This window comes from Bacteroides sp. RTP21281st1_H5_RTP21281_210402 (assembly GCF_040918965.1).
GTDB lineage: Bacteria > Bacteroidota > Bacteroidia > Bacteroidales > Bacteroidaceae > Bacteroides > Bacteroides congonensis.
On sequence record NZ_JBCOWR010000010.1, the window covers coordinates 48,454 to 70,846 of the forward strand.

General features: G+C 41.0%; 14 protein-coding genes. All 14 read right to left on the reverse strand.

The genetic code is table 11. The features are described 5' to 3' along the window. Nucleotides 1-417: 417 nt before the first annotated feature. The 14 genes from AB5443_RS15340 to AB5443_RS15405 all read right to left on the reverse strand — a co-directional run bounded on the left by AB5443_RS15340 (nucleotide 418) and on the right by AB5443_RS15405 (nucleotide 22,373). Nucleotides 418-2,769, reverse strand: a complete 2,352-nt coding sequence (locus tag AB5443_RS15340) for a glycoside hydrolase family 3 N-terminal domain-containing protein (RefSeq protein ID WP_277131939.1) — start codon at nucleotides 2,767-2,769, stop codon at nucleotides 418-420. A gap of 152 nt (nucleotides 2,770-2,921) precedes the next feature. After that, nucleotides 2,922-4,136, reverse strand: coding sequence for a DUF1735 and LamG domain-containing protein (locus tag AB5443_RS15345; RefSeq protein WP_022137589.1), 1,215 nt, complete (start codon nucleotides 4,134-4,136; stop codon nucleotides 2,922-2,924). A gap of 11 nt (nucleotides 4,137-4,147) precedes the next feature. Then, nucleotides 4,148-5,143, reverse strand: coding sequence for a DUF1735 domain-containing protein (locus AB5443_RS15350; RefSeq protein WP_277131943.1), 996 nt, complete (start codon nucleotides 5,141-5,143; stop codon nucleotides 4,148-4,150). A 24-nt stretch (nucleotides 5,144-5,167) separates the two neighbouring features. Continuing rightward, a complete protein-coding gene (locus tag AB5443_RS15355) occupies nucleotides 5,168-6,181 on the reverse strand; it encodes a glycoside hydrolase family 18 (RefSeq protein WP_277131945.1) in 1,014 nt (337 codons plus the stop codon). A gap of 42 nt (nucleotides 6,182-6,223) precedes the next feature. Beyond that, a complete protein-coding gene (locus tag AB5443_RS15360; protein WP_277131947.1) occupies nucleotides 6,224-7,825 on the reverse strand; it encodes a SusD/RagB family nutrient-binding outer membrane lipoprotein in 1,602 nt (533 codons plus the stop codon). Between the two features lie 12 nt (nucleotides 7,826-7,837). Continuing rightward, nucleotides 7,838-11,200: a SusC/RagA family TonB-linked outer membrane protein gene (locus AB5443_RS15365; protein ID WP_277131949.1), complete on the reverse strand. Its 3,363-nt coding sequence runs from the start codon at nucleotides 11,198-11,200 to the stop codon at nucleotides 7,838-7,840. Between the two features lie 180 nt (nucleotides 11,201-11,380). After that, nucleotides 11,381-12,352: a FecR family protein gene (locus AB5443_RS15370; protein WP_277131951.1), complete on the reverse strand. Its 972-nt coding sequence runs from the start codon at nucleotides 12,350-12,352 to the stop codon at nucleotides 11,381-11,383. 150 nt (nucleotides 12,353-12,502) lie between these two features. Then, nucleotides 12,503-13,045, reverse strand: a complete 543-nt coding sequence (locus tag AB5443_RS15375; protein WP_022137595.1) for an RNA polymerase sigma-70 factor — start codon at nucleotides 13,043-13,045, stop codon at nucleotides 12,503-12,505. A gap of 262 nt (nucleotides 13,046-13,307) precedes the next feature. Further along, nucleotides 13,308-14,450 (reverse strand): DUF1735 and LamG domain-containing protein, encoded by a 1,143-nt coding sequence (locus tag AB5443_RS15380; RefSeq protein WP_277132213.1) that lies wholly within the window; start codon nucleotides 14,448-14,450, stop codon nucleotides 13,308-13,310. A 29-nt stretch (nucleotides 14,451-14,479) separates the two neighbouring features. Next, a complete protein-coding gene (locus AB5443_RS15385; RefSeq protein WP_022137597.1) occupies nucleotides 14,480-15,592 on the reverse strand; it encodes a glycoside hydrolase family 18 in 1,113 nt (370 codons plus the stop codon). Nucleotides 15,593-15,626: 34 nt separating this feature from the next. Further along, the gene (locus AB5443_RS15390; protein ID WP_277131954.1) at nucleotides 15,627-17,267 is read right to left on the reverse strand and encodes a SusD/RagB family nutrient-binding outer membrane lipoprotein; all 1,641 of its coding nucleotides are present in this window, start codon (nucleotides 17,265-17,267) and stop codon (nucleotides 15,627-15,629) included. A 15-nt stretch (nucleotides 17,268-17,282) separates the two neighbouring features. Then, a complete protein-coding gene (locus AB5443_RS15395; RefSeq protein ID WP_368114128.1) occupies nucleotides 17,283-20,615 on the reverse strand; it encodes a TonB-dependent receptor in 3,333 nt (1,110 codons plus the stop codon). A gap of 162 nt (nucleotides 20,616-20,777) precedes the next feature. After that, entirely contained in the window at nucleotides 20,778-21,761 is a 984-nt protein-coding gene (locus AB5443_RS15400; RefSeq protein WP_073346648.1) for a FecR family protein, read from the reverse strand. Nucleotides 21,762-21,818: 57 nt separating this feature from the next. Further along, nucleotides 21,819-22,373, reverse strand: a complete 555-nt coding sequence (locus AB5443_RS15405) for an RNA polymerase sigma-70 factor (protein ID WP_073346650.1) — start codon at nucleotides 22,371-22,373, stop codon at nucleotides 21,819-21,821. Between the last annotated feature and the right edge of the window lie 20 nt (nucleotides 22,374-22,393).

Here is a 22,393-nt window from a genome sequence, read left to right on the forward strand (position 1 = left end):
GCTCCGAGTTAATTTTATGCAAAATAAACAAGTATGCTTATTACCATCAATATCTATTTTTTATTTTTTTGTTCATTTTTTAATATATCCACCTCAAACAGCAACATATTTCATCAAAATTTAAACAAATCATATCAAATTACCCTACAATCACCAAAGGAATTTGCCGAAAAACACTATCTTTGTATCACTAATTTGAAGCAATTCACAATAAGGATTATTCCGTTGTGAAAACATTTAGGATGGGGCATTTGTCTCGTCTTTTTTTGTGCCATTAATCAGCATGCTGCTATTTGTTGAAAAATTTCTCACAAGACTACAAACTCACCTTTGGTAAACGAAAAATCCCCGTCAGACAATAAAACTCAATGTTGTCTGGCGAGGATTTCACCGTCTTTTCTATCGAATACCGATATCTTATCTTACCACCACTTTTGCCTGCAACCTAATATCATTCGAAGCCGTCCCGACCATTACCTGAAAAGTCCCCGGCTCCACTACTGTTTTCAAATTCCGGTCTATTATCGTAAAATCACTTTCAGACAAAACGCACTTCACTTCCTTAACCTCTCCACGCTTTAAATAAAAGCGTTCGAAGTATTTCAACTGTTTCAGCGGCTGCACTACCGAAGCGTATTCATCTCTCAAATAAAGCTGGGATACTTCTTCGCCATCATATTTCCCGGTGTTCTTGACCTTGAATGAAACTTCAAAAGAATGAGGGGATATGGATGATACACGTAAATCCGAATATTCGAAAGTTGTATAACTCAGACCATATCCGAAAGCATAAAGCGGAGAAGCGGACAGTTCTACATAATCGTGGTTCTGAGGGGCTTTCTTGTTGTAATAAATGGGAATCTGCCCTACCGAACGGGGAACTGTCAGCGGCAATCTTCCTGCCGGGTTATAATCTCCGAACAGGACATCAGCGATGGCATTTCCGCCTTCTTGTCCCGGATAGTAGGTTGTCAACAGGGCATCGGCGTTTTCATCAGCCCAGGTTTTATCCAAAGGGCGGCCTTCGATATATACTACAATCAACGGTTTCCCCGTAGCTTTCAATGCTTTGAGCAATTCTTGCTGTCTCCCTAATAGAGAAAGCGTCGCACGGTCAAACCCTTCACCACATTCCATGTCACTGACCGTCTTTTCATCAGCAATTGCAGCACCCGTTTCCTTATAACTGGTTTTGAAATCACGGGCACTGGAACCACCTACTACGGCAATTACGGCTTCTGAACGTCGGGCGGCAGCGACAGCCTGTTCAATATCGGATGTCAAAGTATCGCGTATGGAACAGCCTTTCACATATTCTACTTGCAATGGAGATAACTTAGTCCTGATTCCATCCAATACGGTCTTTACATTCTTCTCTTCCTGAGGAGCGGTATAGTCCCCCAACATATTATAACGATTATCAGCATTAGGGCCTATCAATGCTACTTTGGAAATATTCTTATTTAACGGAAGCAGTGAACGGTCATTTTTCAACAGAGTGATTGAGGCTTGCGCTATCTTACGTGCCAAAGCAATATGCGCATCATTGCGCACTTCTTTCTCCGCCTTTTCAGGGATGACATATGGGTTCTCAAATAAACCCATTTCAAACTTCAACCGGAGCACACGGGCGACAGATGCGTCAAGTGCCGCATTACTGATACGACCGGTATTTACGGCATTGATTATATTCATATACGCATCACCTCCCAAATCTACATCTACTCCGGCCGATAAAGCCATGACAGCCGCTTCCTCCATGGTTGGCGCAACAAAATGGCTTTGGTGAATCCCTTCGATGCTGTACAAATCCGAAACCACAAATCCTTTAAATTGCCATTCATTCTTCAAAAGTTCAGTCAGTAAATAGTGATTTGCAGTACAGGGGATACCATCCAACGAATTATAAGAAGTCATGACAGACAAGGCTCCGGCATCAATTGCCTGTCGGAAAGGGGAAAGAAAGTTCTCGTGCAATTCACGTATCCCTATAAAAGAGGGATTTCCGTTCTGTCCGCTCTCCGAGATTCCGTATGCCAGAAAATGCTTCAATGTAGCCAGTGTGCTGTATGGTTGGGATAGATTTCCGCCACCCAGTCCTTCAACCATTGCTTTCCCTATCATACCCGTCAATACAGGGTCTTCACCGAACGTCTCCTCTACCCGCGACCAACGCGGATCGCGGGTAAGGTCAAGCACGGGGCCATAGCTAATATGTCCGCCCTGAAGCCGTATTTCTTTTCCTATCGCTTTCCCGACTTCGTTTATTAGCCGAGGTGACCATGTAGCGGCCATTCCGATTCCCGTCGGAAAGACAGTAGTACCGATTGCCATGTGACCATGCGGGGCTTCTTCCGCCAGAAACAAAGGAATCCCCAAACGGGTATTCTCCATTACGTATTTCTGCAAGGCGTTTCCGGCTTGAGCTGCCAATGCAGGATTCAGACCATTTTCGAGCGTTTTCTTTGTCCACGGGTCGGCACGGTAGGTTGCCCAAAGCATTCCGGCATGACGTTCTTTCATCAGTTGCTTGAACTTGTCGGAAGCGGTGACTGTTTCTCCTTTTATCTCGTACATCTCCCAACCTAAGGGACAGAGAAGCTGCCCGACTTTCTCTTCCACGGTCATGCGGGAGAGTAAGTCTGCCACTCGTTGTTCGACTGGTAGTTGGGGATTTTTATAGGATTCTATTGGCAATTGTGCATAAACGCAGGTTCCCACCATCAACAGTCCAACGAACAATAGTAATCCACGTATTCTATTTAGCATAAATAACCTCTATTTATATTAATGACTTTATTTCTCCATTATAAAAAACATTTCAAATAAGAAACCTGCTATCATCCCGCAATGCCTTGTGGCAAAGCTGATTTGACAGCAGGCTCCATTTGAGTGAAAAACAACCTCTATTCTACCCTATTTTAAAACGGACATTTCTGATTGTCGACATAAGTAACAGTACCACCCGGTACAGCATTATGTCCATGTCCTGTCATATCAAGCACCGTACCGTCATCTTGCGTTTCACCATCAAAACGCCAATAAGCGATTAGCCCTTCACTTGTGGGGTCTACATAGCAAACGCCATCCTCAATCTGGGCAGCCGTACGTGCCACATTCCATACACGACATTCACTGATGTAACCATCAAAGAAACGTGCGTTACCTGCAGAACGACCAATAGAGAACGTGTCCTCCCATGTATGACCATCATAAGCCATACTCAAATTAATGGTTCCGCCATTCTTGGTTTCCACAAAGTGAATTTGTTCACCATCCAAATAGAGACGTAAATACTGACCGTCATATACGGCAGCAAAGTGCAACCAATGACCGGTAGGAAACTCTTTTTCTACCCATGACTCATAATGGTCTTTCTTATCGGGATGCGAAGCCGCACCAATTGACCCTTTCACAAACTGTAATTTATTAACAGGATTACCGGCACCATCACCGAAACGGAAGAGGAAATTCTCTTCACATCCACATAAAGAACTAATCCCACTGGCACTCCTTTCCTGACCAACCGGGAAGGATACAGGAAGCACCTTCATCTCCAATGTCATCTGTCCGAGTGCTTTTACCGGACTGTTTTCCTGATTACCGAACGATGGAATATTAAAATATCCCCGACGTGCCAAGTAAGCAGCCTTGATATTGATAACCTTAGTCAACATAACATAAGCAGTACGGGAAGTTTCCATCACTTTCAGATCGCTATTTGACACAGAAGTAATAGATACAGGAAGACAATAGGATACACCTTCCTGTAATTTCTCGGAATCAGCAGTTACCTTGATTTGCGTAGACTGATTTTGCCCGGCAGGAATCACCACTTCACCACCTTCAAAACTATAACTACCTTCGGGCGGCATCTGGCAGTTACGACCGGTAGAGGCATTAAAAGACTCAAGCAGCTGAGGAGCCACCTGCACACCAACTTTCACATCAGTGTCCGTCTTATCGGTTGAAGTCACGGTCAAGCCTAAGGTAGACTGTCCCTCAACGAGAAATTTCACATTTGAAGAAGTCAACGTGCCGGTCATATAGACAGCATCACTGTAATCAGGTTCAGTCTTGCAACCTGACACACAAAGCAACAAGGTGAATAAAGATAAGAGCGTATATTTCTTCATAACTTCAATTATTATTTAGCGTAAACATTAAACACACCACATTCCAAAGATGCACCATACCAACCACCAGCATTCGGAACAGTTATTCGAATATATCGGGCAGTCAACGGAGCGTAGAAAACACAATCTTCAGCATCACTTTCAATTTCTCCCTGTGCTTTCCAATCCGTACCATTATCACTTGTACTGACAGTCATACCAGCAGAAAACGAACCACTATCACCATAATAACTGGAGCTCATCATCCGAATACCATCAAAAGAATAAGGTTTCCCCATGTCAACATCCAGCCAAAGGTCGCCCGACCTATTGGAAATATAACAGTAAGTCTCACCATTTCCATCAAAAATCGATTCTATCGGATCATACCAAGACTGAACAGTTCCATTGGTGGTAGCAGTCCATCCTGTTTGGTCTGCAACTAATGTGCCAGTACCAGTATATTGGATAGCTTCATGATTCATATTATCCTCGGTCACAGTAATAGTCAAGAAAGAAGGTGCCAGCATATTAGTGCTCAACTGCGAATTACCACCTTCTGCTGAAACAAGACGCAAAGGAATAATATATCCTTTCGCACTTTTAAGGGTAGAGAGAACATTCGCGTCATCAGTCAATTTTAGATGTACAGCGTCCGCCACCACCATTTCTCCTGCGGGAATAGTCATTTCTGCATTCTCCAGCACAACAGCTTCAACAGGCAAAGCTTCAAACTCGGTGTCATGTTCTTCATTATAAGCATCAATCAGGGAGTTATCAACCGCTACCGTTACTCTAATGTCTCCACTCGCTTTCTTTGAACATCTCGCTTCCCATGTGAAATCGACATTACTGACTGTACTGACGGGAGTCTGCACTATCTTATACTCCTTGGAATTATCCAAAATGTACACTCTATTATACGGATCTCCATAGACATCGTAAGTCTCATCATCGCCACAAGCAGCAAAACCGAGCACACAGATGGCGAACATACCTATATAAAACAGATTTTTTCTATTTTTCATTGTCATCTTTCATTAAAAAGTTAATTAATGGATAGCCGGATTCTGTATTTGGATACATTGACGGAACCGATAGTAAGGTTCAGGATTGTATTCGTGCACATTATAGTCACGATGGATAAAGAATGCTCCAAAACCTCCTTTACGTTTACCGTTCGCAGGTTTATAACGTGCCTGATTGTACATAGACTGCATATCACCTTGCCAACCGTCACCCATATTGCAGCAGTATACCACCTTTTCATCAGGCCATCCGCCGGCACCAGTTCCACCACCATACGCCTGAAGGAAACAATAATTACTATATGGAACAAGACTTGTCATGCCGGTAGATGTCTGGTCAATATTCAGCATCTTGTCACAAATGCCTTCTTGCGAAGCTATTTCTTTACCATAACGTTCTTCAATAAGTTGTAGACGTTCTTCTTTCGTGATATCCGGATTCGGCCCCATATATTTAGCCATATGCTTGTAGAAGTGTTCAAAATTTGAGCCACTCAAAAAGTCGCCTTCCGGTTCATAGTCAGCATCGAAGCCGTCAAGGTCATTCAGGAACACCTGATCAAGGAAATATTCGGCATACATTTCAAAGGAACGATTAAGCGCTGCGGTTCGTTCATCACCATTCGGCATTGCTTTCGCTTCATTATAAGCCTTCTTAAAATCGTGTTCATCAGTTTCCGCATCAATACGTGTAATTGCCACACAGAGCATTTTGGTTCCTTTCACTTTCTGCACAAAACGAATTTCTTCCCATATCTCAGTATTCTCCTTTACCGGGATGCCGCCCCACATAGAGCAAATGTCAAGACTGTCGGGCAATCCCATAAATCGAACAGCCGCTGAGTTTTGAGGTCCATACTGCGCAAACCATCCAAAAGCAATTTCATGATCACTTGCTTTGTAATCGCGCAAGTTTTGGTAGTACTGGTCGTCGTAAGTCAACGGTCGCTGAATGGTCAACGATTCGATGTCCGTGTTACACGCAGCCATCAGGCTGCCTGTGGCTATCGCGGTCAACAAGTATTTCATTGTTTTCATATTCTAATTACTTAGTTAGATTATTCTACATTATATATCTGATTACCTTTTCACATCCCACCAAAGACGTGTACCGGCAATATCCGTACCCTTCAATAGAGAGATGGCAGCTTGTGTATTCTCGCTATTGTCAGAATACTCTGTTGTCGGGAACTTCAGGCGACTGATGAGTTCTCCTTCAGGAACTTCACCACCGGAACGATTCGAACTGATAGTTACAATTCCTGGATAACCTGTACGACGCATCTCACTCCATGCCTCCTGGCCGTCAGGAAAAAGAGCAATCCATTTCTGGATCATAATACGCTCCAGTTTCTTACTTTCAGTAGCATTATCGTTCCACTTCACTGTCAAGTTTGAAACCATACTGCTTACATCAGTACTACGTCCGGTTGTCGGATCTACAAAAGATGTAGACGGCACATTTGTATTATCTGCGAGGTAAGTATCCACCCCCGTAGCACCTTTGGAAGAGAAAGATATTCTCACACCTTCTTCATAATACTCCTGTACAGTTTTATCCCCCAAGTTCAAACGCAATTTAGCCTCTGCAAGTAAAAAATAAGTTTCAGCAGCGCTCATCCACTCTATATTATCATTTTGTCCCACATTCATACTGGAAGCAGCTTCAGACAATGTTCCCTGATTACGGCTAGTTTGTCCATTCCTTACTCCATGATATGCTCCATCCTTCGCCGCAGCCTTGAAGTAACATGCCAAACGCGGATCTTGCAAACCTTTCAAATAACAATCCATAGTAGCACTCATACGAAAATCATTAAAACTTTCAAATGCTTCCCACCACTCATTGATAAAAGTGAACGATGCAGCCTGTTTCAAAACCGCATTATCATCAACAGTTCTCATCAACCCTATACTATGACCTATTGCAGTTTCTATTTCAGTCCGGGCTTTTGTTTCATCTACATAAGAAATGCGCATTGCCAAACGGAGACGGAGTGTATTGGCAAACTTTATCCACTTCTCTACTCTGCCATTATAAATATAGTCATAACGTTCCATATAAGGTTCGGATGTCCGGCTATTATATCCAGTAAGCACATCAATGGCATCTGCCAACTCTTCAAAGAAGCGATAGTATATATCTTTCTGGCTGTCATAAGCCACATGAATACCTGTACCAAACTTAGAATAAGGAATAGGACCATACTTATCCGTAATACGGCTCATACCAAACACCTTGACAATAGTCGCCAAAGCACGCGCGGGTGAAACCTCATCGGTATTCTCCACGATGCTTTGCCACGGTTGCATCACTTCAGTATAAGCGTTGTTGAACGGTGAATTATACCACTGCCGATAGAGTTTATAACAGTCATTATCTTCTGTTCCGGCATAATCCCATGTCTTGACAGGAGCAAAGTAACTGGCAAATATATCACCGGTCAGCATCTGAGTTTCCTCAAACAAACCTCCTTTATCCTTACCTACCACGAAAATACCTCTCTCCATTTGTGTGAAGTAAGCTCCAGTTTTAAGGTTATCGCGTTCCATCTGCTCCGGAGTCACCTCATTCGGATTGATATTCCAATTTTCAAAATGGCTGGTGCAAGCTGTAAGCAGCAAGCCTCCGGCAAACAACGCACCATTGACAACTTTTATATATTTTGATATCTGTTTCATCTTGTCGATTCTTTAGAAATTAAGTTTAACAGAGAAGCCTAAATTACGCAGGCTCGGCAACATAAAATAGTCCATACCGCTAAAGTGTGTACCTGTACTTGCCGTCAGTTCAGGATCATAAGGAGCCTTACAATAGAACATGAACAAATTGCGTCCGGTGAAGGCTACATTCATACTTTGAATCCATGGAATTATCTTTTGAACGGGAACGTCATAACCGAGAGACAATTCCGCCAGACGGACATTTGTAGCACTGTAAACATACATCGAGCCTACACCACTTCCCACAGTACTGTAATATTTCTGCACGGCAGGCACTTCGTGACCATCAATCAATACATATCCTAAATCACGTGCCGTAGCCGTAGCCTTAGAAACACCGTAAGCATCCATCAATGCCTGGGTCTGCGAAACAACCACACCACCGATACGGGCATTAATCAAGCAACTCAATGTCAGCCCTTTCCAAGAGAAGGAGTTACGCCATCCCATCATGTATTTGGCTTGAGAGTTACCTGCATAAATCCAGCCATCCTTACGTTCGCCGGCTTTGTCGTCAATAGCTACTGTATTATTAACATAATCCACATCAATATATCCGTGATGATCTGTACGAAGAGCGGTCACATAGAGGTCACCAATAGAACCACCCTCAAAAAGACGTGACTTCACGATTTCAAGCCCACCAAGATCCATCATGTCCTGACTCACGACTTCTCCACCCGACAAAGTGGTCGGTTTCAACAACTTTTTAATTTTGTTGCGATTGAGAGTGTAAGTAAACGTAGAGTTCCATTTCACCGGTCCAAGAGGCTGATTCAATGTCAGACTGGCTTCTATACCTTTATTATCCACTTGCCCGCCATTAATATAGATAGAAGAATAACCGGAAGATGAGGGGAGTGAAGGATTGAACAATTGATTGTAGGTAGATGTCTTATACAAAGATACGTTCAGTTCCAATTTATCATTCCAAAGATGAGACTGCAAACCGACTTCCCACGCTTTGGTACGCTCCGGCTTAATATCTGTGTTAGGATACGTAGTAGCTGTTGTGGGAGAAGCCGACTCATACGGATAGGTCTGATAAGCAATATAACGCGTAGGAGCATTTCCCACCTCACTATACGAACCACGTACTTTCAAGAAAGTAAGCACATCGTTTTTGATAGGCAACAGTTCTGTCAGAATGGCAGAAAGACCGACCGACGGATAAGCAACTGACTTCGCCTCAGTCCATGCCAAAGCAGAAGACCAGTCTACACGCCCTGTTACATCCAAATAAAGTTTGCTTTTCCATCCTAACTGTGCGGTAGCAAAAATAGATTGCGTCTGGTCATGATAACCATCTTGCTGAAACTTCACGGTAGACTGCATCAAGTTGAGCGTTGTAAAGCTATTGGCTACCGAGTTCAAACTACCACCGACATCGAAATACTGGTAGTTGACATCCTGAATGCTGGTTCCTAACGTAGCTGTTAATGAGAAATCACCAAAATATTTATCTATATTCAGCATCACATCACCATAAAGCTGACGAGTAGAAGCATCGCCTTTGTAGTATCCGCCAAAGTCCTGACAAAAGATATTATCAGTAGACGCCGAATATTTCTTTTCAAACAAAGCTGAGGTATAATCCATTTTGGCACGCGCACCTAATGTTATACCTTTAGTGATCTCGAAATTCAAACCTCCGCTTACAAGAAAACGATTCTTATGATTGATAAAATTGTCACGGTTGACAATCCAATAGGGATTCTGCAAAGCAATTCCCTGATTACTCCATGGCCAATATTGTGTCTTGAAGTTACGAGTTTCATTATACATTTCGAACTGTTGAAGCATATCCAAACTGTAGCTCGGTGACATCAGATAAACAGGAACTATCGGATTAAAATACTGTCCCTGCGATATCATATTCTGTTCGCGCACATTCATATAACTCGCACCCAAGTCGAGACGCAAACGGTCATTGAGCATACTAGTTGTATTCCGGATAGTGAAATTGTAACGATCCAACGTATTGTTCGGAACAATGCCTGCCGCATTGGTAGCAGCCATAGAAAGGAATGTCTGGTTCTTCTCATTACCATTACTGATAGTCAAAGAGTTAGTTTCATTCCATCCTGTTTGATAGAAATCTAACGGATCGTAATTACTGGGTTGTCCCATTTTCTGCCCCCAACTTTTCAGTTCACCTGTAGTTGCACCATAAGTATTTTGAAACTCCGGAGTTACAAACGGATTGAAGAACGAAGTATTGTTGGCATAACTGACGCGAAGTTTATCTTTTGCACCTTTTTTCGTGGTAATCATGATAACCCCATTAGCAGCATCGCTTCCATAAAGTGCAGAAGCTGCGGCACCGCTTAATACAGACATAGTCTCAATATCTTCGGGATTAATCATGGAAGCGCCGTCACCGGATTGTCCCATACCAGTCATAAAGTCATCCGGCTGTGTGGTTTCCAGTGAAGGCATCGGAATACCATCAATTACATACAGCGCATTATTATTTCCAGAAAGGGATTTTGCTCCACGCATCACCACCTTTGCTCCGCCACCGATACCAGATGAACTGGAGTTGATAACTACACCGGCAATTTTACCGGACAAACTGTTTACAAAATTGGCATCCTTAACACCAACGATTTCACTGGCAGATACTTCCTGAACATTATAAGAAAGCGCCTTCGCTTCTTTTTTAATACCAAGGGCGGTGACCACCACTTCATTCAATACTTGTGAATCATCCTCCAAAGTAACATTCAAGACCAAACCCGTGACAGGTTGTTCCTTCTTCTGATACCCCACATATGAAAATAATAACACCGGATTGGCAGTATGAACAGTCAACGTATAATTTCCATCAAGATCCGTCACCGTTCCATTAGCGGTTCCTTTCTCCACAATGGAAACACCAATTAACGGTTCTCCATTTTTATCAACTACCGTACCTTTAACGCTTTGCGTCTTTTGCTGGACAACTTTAGTTTCCTTAGCTGTCAGTACAATTTGATTATCCAATATCTTATATTCGATATTGGTACCTTCAAAGACTTGCTTCAGTACTTGAAAGATATTTTTATCCGATACGGAAACCGTTATCCGGCGATTGAGATTCAGATTCTTGCTGTTAATAAAAAAGCCGAATCCAGATTCACGTTCAATCGTGTGCAGCACTTCTTCGATAGTACTGTTCTTCACGTTCAACGAAATAGAGTTTCTTTGTGCATATCCGTCAGACGCATAAGTCAGCCCAACAGAACAAACAAGCAGCATTAATAGTAATTTCATAGCCAACGATATTTCTTTTAAGGTTCGTCTAAACGACTTTAATCCTCCAAGAAATTGGACGATACAATAATTTTGCATAGATTTGTAACGAGTTTAATTAGAAAATTGGTAGTTATACTTGTCTGCAAACAAGTAGTTCACAATTACTGAGGCTCATACGGGAAGATACGGCCAATATCGTCCCGTATTTTTTGTCATTAGGGATCTTTGTTTTTCATGGCGATAAGTTATTGGTTTTCAAGGTTTATGTTTCTAGTACTAAATAAATATCTCTATTTTTATCTTCTCTTTACCGGCATCTCCATTATTATTCAAATAACGCCAGCGTACTTTCGAGGAGACGCTGATAAAATTAAGTATCTGCTCCAGATTCCGGTTGGTGAAGGTTCCAGAAAAGGAGTCGTCATGAGGAACATTTTCTCGAATCGTAAATTCTGCGTTATATCTATCTGCCAAAATATCCAAAGCCTCCCGCAAGGATGTCTGCCGGAAGATGATTTTACCATCTTTCCATGAAAGTTCACGTTCGCCGGAAGTTGCGTAAAGTTCTGTTCTTCCATTCTGAGAGTTATAGATCAGTTGTTGTCCGGGAACCAACACGATATATTGCAATTGTTTAACAGCATTGTTGAATTCAAAGTTGACTTTTCCTTCAACCAAGGTTGTAATAACCTCATCTGCTTCTTTGTATGCCTTTACATTGAATTTGGTACCCAATACTTTTATAGCAGACTGATGGGCCGTGGAAACAATGAATTGTTTCTCAGGGTCTTTCCGAACATCAAAATAAGCTTCTCCATCAAGTTCAACTTTGCGTGTACGGGAAGAAAAACGATTTGGAAAAGTCAATGTACTTTTTCCGTTCACCCATACCGTGGTTCCATCGGCAAGTGTTACTTGGGTACGCTGTCCGGCAGGCACGTAAACAGTCTGCATCTCTACATTTTCTTTTTGGAAAGTCTGTATCATTATATAGCTCAAACCGAAAGCCACTACAAATACGGCTGCAATCTGCCATACCCACCGTGCAACGGGACGCAACGAAAAAGTCTTTTTCGTTTTCCGAGAGAGACTTTCCGTATCCTGCCATAGGAATGCATCGTAACTTTTACGAAGTGAAATAAACTCTTTGAGATTTGCTGCGTCCGCATCAATCCAAGTGACAACCTCTTCTTTCTCTTGTTGGGATGCCTTGCCTGAAATATATTTCAATAGTAATTCTTTATTCATGATAACGTATAGTTTATAAACAGTAATAAGTAGGGTTATTTGTCCCCCTTCATAAAGAATACCACCCACCAAGAATATTCCCTAGTAAGAAATGCGATTTTTTTTGTTATTACTCAAAAAAAGTAGAAATAACAGCCCTATACTGCCGCTTTAAATGAAGAAAAATAAAAATGGAGCATAGTCTTTGAGATTGTCACGTAGCATTTTAACCGCCCTGCTGATATGATATTCCACTCCTTTCACACTTATCCCTAATTCTTCGGCTATCTCTTTATGCGATTTACCATCCAATCGGTCGCGTACGAAAGCAATGCGGGTTTTCTCAGGCATACTAGCCAATAGCGTCTTTACTTTTGCCCGTAATTCTTCTGATAGTATTTCATTAGGATCGCAGGCTTCCAATGTCGATATACGAATCTCCAGTTCGCGCTGTCCCTTATCAAGCAGAGTTTGATAAACACTCTCCTGTGCCTGTATGTGTTTCAGATAATTTAGTGATTTACTGCGGATGTAAGTGATCAATATAGCTTCAATACTCGGAATCTCCCGCTCTTTGCTCAATTCCCATAGATGAATAATTGCCTCCGAAACAATATCCTCTGCAACCTGGTCATTATGAACATACGACAAGGTAAACAGGAAAGCTTTCCTGTAATAAGCTGTATATATCGAATTGAAGTTGATTTGAGCCATTCAAGCAGTTTCATAAGTATTAAACTGCTGCAAAGAAATATATTTTATATGTGAAACAAAAACTTTTTAGAGAAAATTTAAATATGGCTAAAATTCCTTTTATTAAAAGATAAGAAAACCTGCGAACAAACATTTGCTTAATTCACAGGTTTCCTTCTTCCTTTTGTATAAAAAAACAGCCCAAGCTTATCCAAGTTCAGCTCTTTTATACGCTGATTAACAGATCTAAACTTATCGGTATTTTAAAAACTGATGTTTATCACTACTCGATAGCTACCGGAGTATCCAATGTGGTAATTCTTATACCATTAGTTGTGCCATTTATTTTACCAGTAGAGTCTGTAATAACTCCTCCTTCTTCGACTTCCGTTCCGTTCAACTTATAATAGAGTACTAATCCATCCGATTTCGGATCAACGCCCAGCACATTCTGTTTAAGCTGATTTTCCGTACGAGCTACGTTCCAGACACGAAGTTCACACATTTTGCCATACAACGGACGTTCTCCCCATGGGAAGCCCGGAATCTTACCAATGTTGAAACCTACATCTGAATTTGGATCAAAACCCGGAATACCCCAATCTGATCCGGCCCATTTCGAGCCATTGACATAAATAGCCGTTTTTCCCAAAGGTTGGTCATAAGTCAAAGCAATATGATACCAACGCTTCGCCTGTAATGCCTCCTTGACTTTATAACCCTGTGTTCCTGCGACTTCCAGAATATCCCTAGGAGTTACCCCGCCTCCTGCGTCACCGATACGAAGAATCATTTTGCCTTCAGTCCCCATAATCGTATTGTTATCGCCAAATCTGTCGATATAAACCAATGCTTCATAAGTGAACGATGAGAAATAAGTTCCAACCGGGAATTTTACAGAAATATAATTGCTATTGAATGTACCGACTTTGGTTATCTTTAGAGGTTTAGAGAGAATGAAATAAGCAATGCTTGTTCCGGGAAGAGTCGATATAGAAGTCGACTGTACACGCACCGGCAAGGCATATGATTTTCCCTCTTCAAGCGTCTCCAGATTAGAGAGTTCCAGTTGTACATTTTCCGCATACAACTTTCCACTTGGAATAGTAGAAGTCGCACTGCTTAATTTTACATTCGATGCATCAAACATCTCATAAGCTGTCCCATATTGCGTGTTGTATTCGTCCAATACACTTTTATCAGCAATGGTATACGACACATCCACCTGCGAAGAAACCATGGAAGAAAGTCTTGAAGATAAATCAAAACTCTTTACCCCACTTTCATCTTCCAACGAGAATACATATTCCCTATTTTCAAAATAAAGTTTAGGTTCCAATAAGTCACTCTCGCTATTATTGCAAGCGCTCATCAGCAAGGCCATACCTCCTAACACCAAATAATTGAATCTATGTTTATTCATAATTCTTTCGTTTTATTGATTTACCAACCCGTCTATTCTGACTTGTTCTCTTCTTTACTTTGATTTGCTTTCCATTCATTGAAAACCTTCTGATTTATTTGAATGGCTTGACGCATCCACTTGTAATCGGGAGTATTGTCATAATCATTATCGAAACGATAAGCCCCTATTCCACCTTTATAACTTTTGGACGGCATATGAGCAGCTTGGTTAAGCAACTGACCACCATTAACGGCATACTTTTCGAAATTTTCCGTGCAAATTATTTTCTTGGGATCTACACCATATCCTTCAAGACTAGGTCTGGAAGAACCATAACTTTGTATAATCCAATAATCGACATACTCATCCAACTCTCTGGTAAGACCATAAATTTGACCATCAATACAAATCATCTTATGTCCTTTGCCTTCCGGGTCGCTTTTCGGACCAATATAGTTATTCATCTCCTTTATTAAATGAATTAAGTGCCTATTCTCACTTAACGTTCCATCCATATCAAACACACCACTTCCGATTTCCCAGTCAACATCATAACCATCCCAGTCGTTTGCATCCAAAGAGTCACAAAGAGCTTTAGCGAACTTTGCCAAACATTCATAATGGTTTTCACTGTTGAATTCGCCTTCAAATCCCCAAAATTCCCAACGAGCTTTCTTCTTCGCATCTTCCAGTTTGGAATCACTCCAGCCTTCTTCCTCTGCCTGTTTTTCCACAGGAGTATATACCGAGTTTGGAGTTGCCCCTTTGCCAATATAAGAAAGCAGGCTCACCTGCAACAATTTTGTACCTTTCACTTTTTGCACAAACTCTTTATCCGCTTTCTGTTCGGGAGTGATATCAAAGCGTCCGGGAGCACCGCTCCACATGGAAACAAAGTCCATACTGTCCGGCATAGAAGTCAGATATCCTTTTCTGTAAGCTCCGGCAGGAGACCAATTGGAGTACCATCCGAAAGCAACGGGACGCCCATAATTCCAGGCGGTTGCCTTGTAGGCACGCAGATTGGCATAATATTCACTATCGCCCATCGTATTATTACCTCCGATGTGCTCCATATCTATATTTTCCACATCAGTGCAGGAAGTTGTTATCATCAAGCCTGCCAGAGAGAGGAAATATAATAAATTTCTTAATGTTTTCATATTCTTCATTTTGTATCAAAATAGTGATTATAGGTTATCGTTTACAATCCCACCACAAGCGGGTTGAAGATTTATCCTCGCCTCCTTGACCGTTATTAAGTAACAACAAAGCTGCGTTATAAATAGCCTGTCCCTCCTCTGTCTGGTAAAAACTTGTAGGATAAATCATACGGCGTACGCCACTCTCTTTAGTTGCACCTTGACTCGAACCATTATTTACCATTACAGGATTCAATTTCGGATATCCGGTTCTTCTCCACTCTGTCCAAGCCTCCTGACCATTAGGGAAAAGAGCAATCCATTTCTGAATGATGATCTTCTCCAATTTCTGTTCTGTGCTACCTTCAAATTTAGCAGTAGCAGTAGAAGGTGCCGGGAAGCTACAAGCATAGGAACCTGTGAATTCATGCTTCATCGGTGCTTTACCAGAATTCATATAGGCATCCACAGAAGTAGTTACACCATTTTCCTGAAACGACATTTCAATACCTTGTTTGTAAAGCGCTTCAGCACTGCCAAACTCGGCAGGCCATACTAAAGCTGCTTCAGCACGCAAGAAATAAACTTCGGAGGCACGCAGCCAATAAGTCGGAGTGTTACTTTCAATCTTTGGTTTAGAAAACAATTTATAAACATCATTCGGTGCAAAAGTATGTCCGGCAGGCACTGCTTGATATTTTTTACCGTCATAAGCCACTTGCCCGGCTGTACTTGCCGCGTCTACAGGCTTAAAATAAGCACCTAAACGAGGGTCAGCATATCCCATTAAGTAGGAGAATATAGATGATCCCATACGTGACTCCTCGTACGTTTCGGACAACCATTCAATGTTATTACGAAAAGTAATACCAGCACCTGCACTCATCTGTGCTTCATCATCCCTTGCAGTCATTACACCTATAGAATGTCCGACAGCCTGAATCGCATACTTCTTTGCCATTTCTTCATCAGCAAAACGAACGCGAATCGCCAGACGAAGCATCAATGAGTTGGCGTATTTCACCCATTTCCTGGTATCGCCAGCATAAACCGCATCATATTCCTCCATCACTTTTATACCGTTCACAGCTTTTTCAGTCAATACGTCAATGGCATCAGTCAAGTCTTGAAACATAGCAGTATATACCGCCTTTTCCGAATCGAAAGGTATATTCATTGTCGGATCAGCAGCATGGGTGTAAGGCATTGGCCCGAAACACTCCAACGTTTTGTGCCAAGCCGAAATTTTCAGAACTTGTGCCAATGCATAAATTTCAGGGGCATCATTTTTTTCTGAAAATACTTTCAATTTCTTCCAAGAATTAAATGCATTGGTATACGAACGTGTATAAGTGCCCGCAATCCAACCGTCAATTAAAAAATAGGTTGTATTGTTACGGCCCGAATTCCAACCGGTAGAGTTATTCTGCCCGAAGAAACCACTCCAACAATCGGCCGAAAGATGATAATCAGTCTGATATTGATTAATAATGTCTGTATCATCGGCTTGAGTACCCACCGGAAAAACAGTTTGTTCCATGGCCGTAACCAAACCGCCTACAGCAAAACCATCCATCAGCCCTTCTTCTTCAGTCATTTCAAACGGATTGGTATTGATTCTTTCATAATCACATGCCGTCAAAAATGACAAGAGGCATATACCTGCTAAGAGTTTATATTGATTTATCTTTTTCATAATAAAGTTGGTTTATTATAATTTAAATTTAATGCCAAAACCAAAGCTACGTACACTTGGTTGCATAAAGTAGTCGTTACCTTGTCCATAAGTACTTGTAGAAGGTGTAAGTTCAGGGTCAAACGGAGCTTCACAATATAACATCCAAGGATTATTTGCGATAAACGAAACCGTAACATCTCTCAGTACATTTCCAAACCATTTATTAGGCATAGTGTAGCTGAATGACAATTCTTGCAAACGAATATTGGTAGCACTGTACACATAATAACCGGATGTTTCATAGTTTCCTGTACCAATCATTTGATAATAGGACTTCGCGTCTACTCTACCTTGATTCTTTATCAAAGCTCCCCCGGCATCCCGTGCCTCAGCCGAACGTTTGGAAACCCCAAAACGGTCAAGCAAAGCTTCTGTAGAAGAAGTTACTACACCACCAAAGCGTCCGTTAACCAGGAAGTTTAGCCCAAAACCTTTGTATGACAATGCATTACTCCAACCGAGATTGAAATCCGGTGAGGTTTTGCCCAAGTAAACAGGTTCACCTCTTTCCATACCAAATTTTCCATCACTCTCTACTGCCACAAATCCTTGACTGTCTTTCTTAAAAAATGTATTGGCATAAATATCATGGATACTACCTCCCACTTTCAAAATCGTACGACCTTTGTCTTTCACAACTTCGGGAATATTAATCGGCGAAGTTCCCTCCAGACCTGTCTCATAATTAGTTACCATTTCTTTGATTTCGTTGACGTTACGTGAAAAAATCAAAGTAGAAGAGAAAGATAATCCGTTTTTAAACTTATCGCTATATCCCAATGAAGCTTCCCAACCACGGTTCTCTACATCACCTGCCTGCAAATAAATTTGTTTGTATCCAGTATACTCGGGAAGTTCACCCAAGAATGTCTGGTTCTCCGTATTAGAATGATAGTAAGTAACTTCCGCACTCAATTTATTCCACAAACGAAAAGTCAAACCAAATTCATAAGATTTAGTACGTTCTGCCTTGAAATCAGTGAAAGGATAGATATAGGTAGGATTCAAAAGGCCACCCACAAGCGGATCAGTCACCGTACCGGGAGTCAAACCCGCACGAGATACCGGAGCTCCTACTCCAGTGACAGAACCACGTACTTTTAAGTAAGATATAAATTCAGGTAGTTTTACCATTTCAGATACAATGGCCGACAGACCAACAGAAGGATAGAAGAAAGATTCCTCATTGGTATTTACCAAACGAGAATTCCATTCGTTACGTCCGGTCAAAGTCAGATAGAGCATACTTTTCCACCCTAACTCCACGTTAGCAAAGATGGCATGATTACGCATACTGTCACCACCTCCTTTTTCGGAGATACGTCCATTTTTTGTATCGATGTTAGTAGTGGTAAATTTATTGGGAAGCTTGAGTAAGGCACCTTTATATCCTCTTTCCAAAGCCCAATAATTAGAATAGCTCCAACCAAGGTTGGCAGCAAGACTCAAATCCAGAATGCGTTTGTTGATATTCAGCATAAAGTCGGCATACTCCTGGCGGTCATTGTAATTACTGTACCCGTAATGCCCCTTAGTACCTTCTGCAAACTTCTGATCGGAAGAAGCATAAATTTTACGTTCAAAACTCACATAGGTATCGTCCATTCTGAAACGACCGGCAACATTCAGCCAATCGGTGATTTTATAGGTCAATCCCACATTGAACATGTAACGGCTCTTTTCATTGGTAGCTACATTGCGATAAGCTGTCCAATAAGGATTTTGAGAAGCATAAGTAGACTCACCCACAGGCCAGTATTGCACAGGTAAATTACGGCTCTCATTATAGCGTTCAAAAGTCTTTATGTCCTCAAAATTCTCACCGTGCGGGAACAAATAAGCAGCCATCACCGGATTCCAATACTGACCTTGCGAAACCATATTTTTATCTTTTTGCTTCACATACGATGCTCCCAAATCCAGTTGTAACTTATCATTCAGAAATGTAGAAGTGTTACGAATGGTGAAGTTTAAACGGTCGTATGCGTTATTGGGCACGATACCTTTAGAATTAGTAGATGAGATAGAAGCAAAAGTCTGATTCTGCTTAGTTCCCGTGGTCAAAGTAAGTGAGTTTATGAAATTCGTACCGGTATTAAAGAAATCATGCTTAGGGTCGTAACTTGACGGAGTTGGCAATTTCTCTCCCCAGCTTTCATACATATCTTTCTTGTTTCCATATGTATTTTGAAATTCTGGAGTCATATACGCTTTGCTAAACTCAGTAGAAGATGAGAACTGAATAGATAGTTTCCCTTCTTTACCTTTTTTGGTTGTTACTAGGATGACGCCGTTTGCCGCACTACTACCATACAACGCAGCAGCCGAAGGACCACTCAACACAGAGAGACTTTCGATATCTTCAGGATTAAAGTCAGCAATACCTTCTGTTCCAGCCTTTCCTTCACCCATAATACCACTGTCTGTATTTCCCATATTGGTATTAAACAAAGGAATACCGTCTACCACATATAATGCATTATTATCTCCTTCGATGGATTTTGCACCACGCATCACAACACGAGTTGCACCACCGACACCAGCCGCACTCTTGTTTATGGTTACACCGGCTATCTTACCGTTCAATGAGTTTACAAAGTTTGCGTCTTTCACAGTAGTCAATTCATTACCTTTTATCTGCTGCACATTATAGGACAAAGCTTTTTCTGCACGTTTGATACCCAATGCAGTAACAACCACCTCATCTAACACCTCCGTATCCTGCTTCATGGTAATCGGATAAAAATCTTTTTTGGAAACAGTTACCATTTGAGTAGCATATCCTATATAAGATACTTTCAAAGTAGAGTTGTCTGAAGCTTTTATTGCAAAGTTTCCATCAAAATCGGTAATTGTACCGGTCGAATTGCCATCCACTGAGATATTAACTCCAATCAGTGGTTCACCGCTCTCATCAACAACTTTTCCTTTGATATCCTTCATAGTTTGTGTTGCAACTGCAGGTTTCTTTTCAGTGATTATAATATAATTACCTTGAATTTGATAGGCGAAACCAGTTCCTTTCAAGATTACATCAAGTGCCGCAGACACAGCAACATTTTGCAAATTAAGATTTGCTATTTCTTTTCCTTTCAATTCGGAGTCACTGTAGTTAATAGACATTTTTGACTGCTTTTCCACAGTTTTCAAAGCATCAATAACAGTGATGTTCTTCTGCTGAATAGTAATTTTATTACCACTTTGAGCAAAAGCAAGGGTAGATGTTAGTAACAAAAGACTTAAAAAAGTGAGAAAGCCTCGCTTTTGAGCTATTTGTTCTGCTATTTTTTCGTAAATTTGTAGCATCTTTAGTATTAGTTAATTGGTTATTATTCTAGGATCATTCAGAATAGCGTCAATACACGCTAATATTAAGGAGAACTTGATTTCACATCCGGAAGGAACGGGCATTCCTTCCGGATACTTTTTTACATAGTATTTCTAATTTAAATAGGTTTTACAACAGGTTTATTTTTTATTGGTTACATAGCATTTATTTCCTTTGATAACATAGTTTACATCCCCTACCACTTGTGATATAATCCCCATAATTTCTCCCAGACTTGCTTGATTCTGGAAACGGAAACTATAGGTATTCTTCTTCATACTATGAAGACTATAAACAAAGGCATAAGGGAATTTACGCTCCAAACTTGTGAAAATATCTTCCAGATGCATATTGCTAAAGACCAATTCTCCACGTTGCCATGCTGTCACATCATCTATTTCCGGCAATCGCAGGTTATGTTCTTTTGTATGCTTGTTATATATCAATTGTTCATTAGGCTTTAGAATAACATTAGATATCAGGTTGTTGAATTCTACTTTCACACTACCTTCCAGCAAAGTGGCGACCAATTCATTACTTTCCGGATAAGCATTTACATTAAATTCTGTCCCTAAGGCTGTGACTTGATAATCGTTCGCTTTTACAATAAAAGGATGTTTCTTATCCGGTTTCACTTTAAAATTAGCTTCACCTATCAAATATACACTCCTCGTCTTTCCGCTGAACTGTTCCGGATATAATAAGGTACTTTTTGAATTCAGCATGACATGCGTGCCGTCAGGCAAGGTAAGTTCATGAATCTCTGCCGTTGGAATATAACACTCCACCAAATCTTTTACAGGTCGTTCTTTTTCCAACATCAGATAAACAGAAACAGATGATACAGCCAGTAAAAGAATAGCCGCCGCTCTCCATACAAATAGCTGATAATTCTTATGAGAAACAGGCTTTACTCCTATATTCTGTTGCATTTGGCGTATTGATTGTTGCATTCCATTGGGAACTCCCCGTTCCCCTGCCTGTTTCCAAAGCATACGGAGTGCTCCATTTTTTTCGTCAACATGCTCTTCGTCAGCCAGCCATCGTTGAACTTTCGTTCGCGTACCGGCCGAATAATCATTGTTTCCGAATAATTCTACGAGTTGTTGAATATAGTTTTTCATAAACCTTTTTCTTTCTTTTTTGGGCTTTATATACTAAATACAACTACTCCGCACAGACTACTTAAAAATATTTGAGAAAAAAATAAATAAGACAAGTATCTTCTTTAATTCTATTAATGCCAGATAAACCTGATGCTCTATTGTACGGATCGAGACATCGAGTTTATCAGCAATTTCCTTATGGCTTAACCCCTTGAAACGGCTAAGTTTAAATATCAACCTTCGTCGCTTCGGCATTTTCTCCAGAGTTAGCTGAACAATCATCAGCATTTCCTTATAATATACGTTATTCAAAATCTCCTCTTTCTCAGTCAACTCATAAAGAAAAGTCCTTTCGACAACTTCATCCTGATATTCCTGCTCTATTTGTTGATGTTTGAAGATATTCAAAACAATATTCCTGGTCAGTATAAAAAGATAGTTATCCAAGTCCTTGTCAGTATCCAACCATATTTCAGGCTGCAACCAAAGTTTACAGAAAACATCTTGAGCCACATCTTCCGCCTCTGCTTCTGATTTAAGAAGCATCTGAGCAAAGTTTTTCACTTTAGGAAAGTTAGCTGTAAAAAACTTCTGAAATTTTAATTCGATCTGCCTATCGTCATTTTCCATCTCTCTAGTATTTCCAGTGT

What these genes read in the sequence shown, in the direction of transcription:
- AB5443_RS15340 (WP_277131939.1), bottom strand. Translation starts at nt 2,769, where the DNA reads ATGCTAAATAGAATACGTGGATTACTATTGTTCGTTGGACTGTTGATG.
- AB5443_RS15345 (WP_022137589.1), bottom strand. Translation starts at nt 4,136, where the DNA reads ATGAAGAAATATACGCTCTTATCTTTATTCACCTTGTTGCTTTGTGTG.
- AB5443_RS15350 (WP_277131943.1), bottom strand. Translation starts at nt 5,143, where the DNA reads ATGAAAAATAGAAAAAATCTGTTTTATATAGGTATGTTCGCCATCTGT.
- AB5443_RS15355 (WP_277131945.1), bottom strand. Translation starts at nt 6,181, where the DNA reads ATGAAAACAATGAAATACTTGTTGACCGCGATAGCCACAGGCAGCCTG.
- AB5443_RS15360 (WP_277131947.1), bottom strand. Translation starts at nt 7,825, where the DNA reads ATGAAACAGATATCAAAATATATAAAAGTTGTCAATGGTGCGTTGTTT.
- AB5443_RS15365 (WP_277131949.1), bottom strand. Translation starts at nt 11,200, where the DNA reads ATGCAAAATTATTGTATCGTCCAATTTCTTGGAGGATTAAAGTCGTTT.
- AB5443_RS15370 (WP_277131951.1), bottom strand. Translation starts at nt 12,352, where the DNA reads ATGAATAAAGAATTACTATTGAAATATATTTCAGGCAAGGCATCCCAA.
- AB5443_RS15375 (WP_022137595.1), bottom strand. Translation starts at nt 13,045, where the DNA reads ATGGCTCAAATCAACTTCAATTCGATATATACAGCTTATTACAGGAAA.
- AB5443_RS15385 (WP_022137597.1), bottom strand. Translation starts at nt 15,592, where the DNA reads ATGAAAACATTAAGAAATTTATTATATTTCCTCTCTCTGGCAGGCTTG.
- AB5443_RS15390 (WP_277131954.1), bottom strand. Translation starts at nt 17,267, where the DNA reads ATGAAAAAGATAAATCAATATAAACTCTTAGCAGGTATATGCCTCTTG.
- AB5443_RS15395 (WP_368114128.1), bottom strand. Translation starts at nt 20,615, where the DNA reads ATGCTACAAATTTACGAAAAAATAGCAGAACAAATAGCTCAAAAGCGA.
- AB5443_RS15400 (WP_073346648.1), bottom strand. Translation starts at nt 21,761, where the DNA reads ATGAAAAACTATATTCAACAACTCGTAGAATTATTCGGAAACAATGAT.
- AB5443_RS15405 (WP_073346650.1), bottom strand. Translation starts at nt 22,373, where the DNA reads ATGGAAAATGACGATAGGCAGATCGAATTAAAATTTCAGAAGTTTTTT.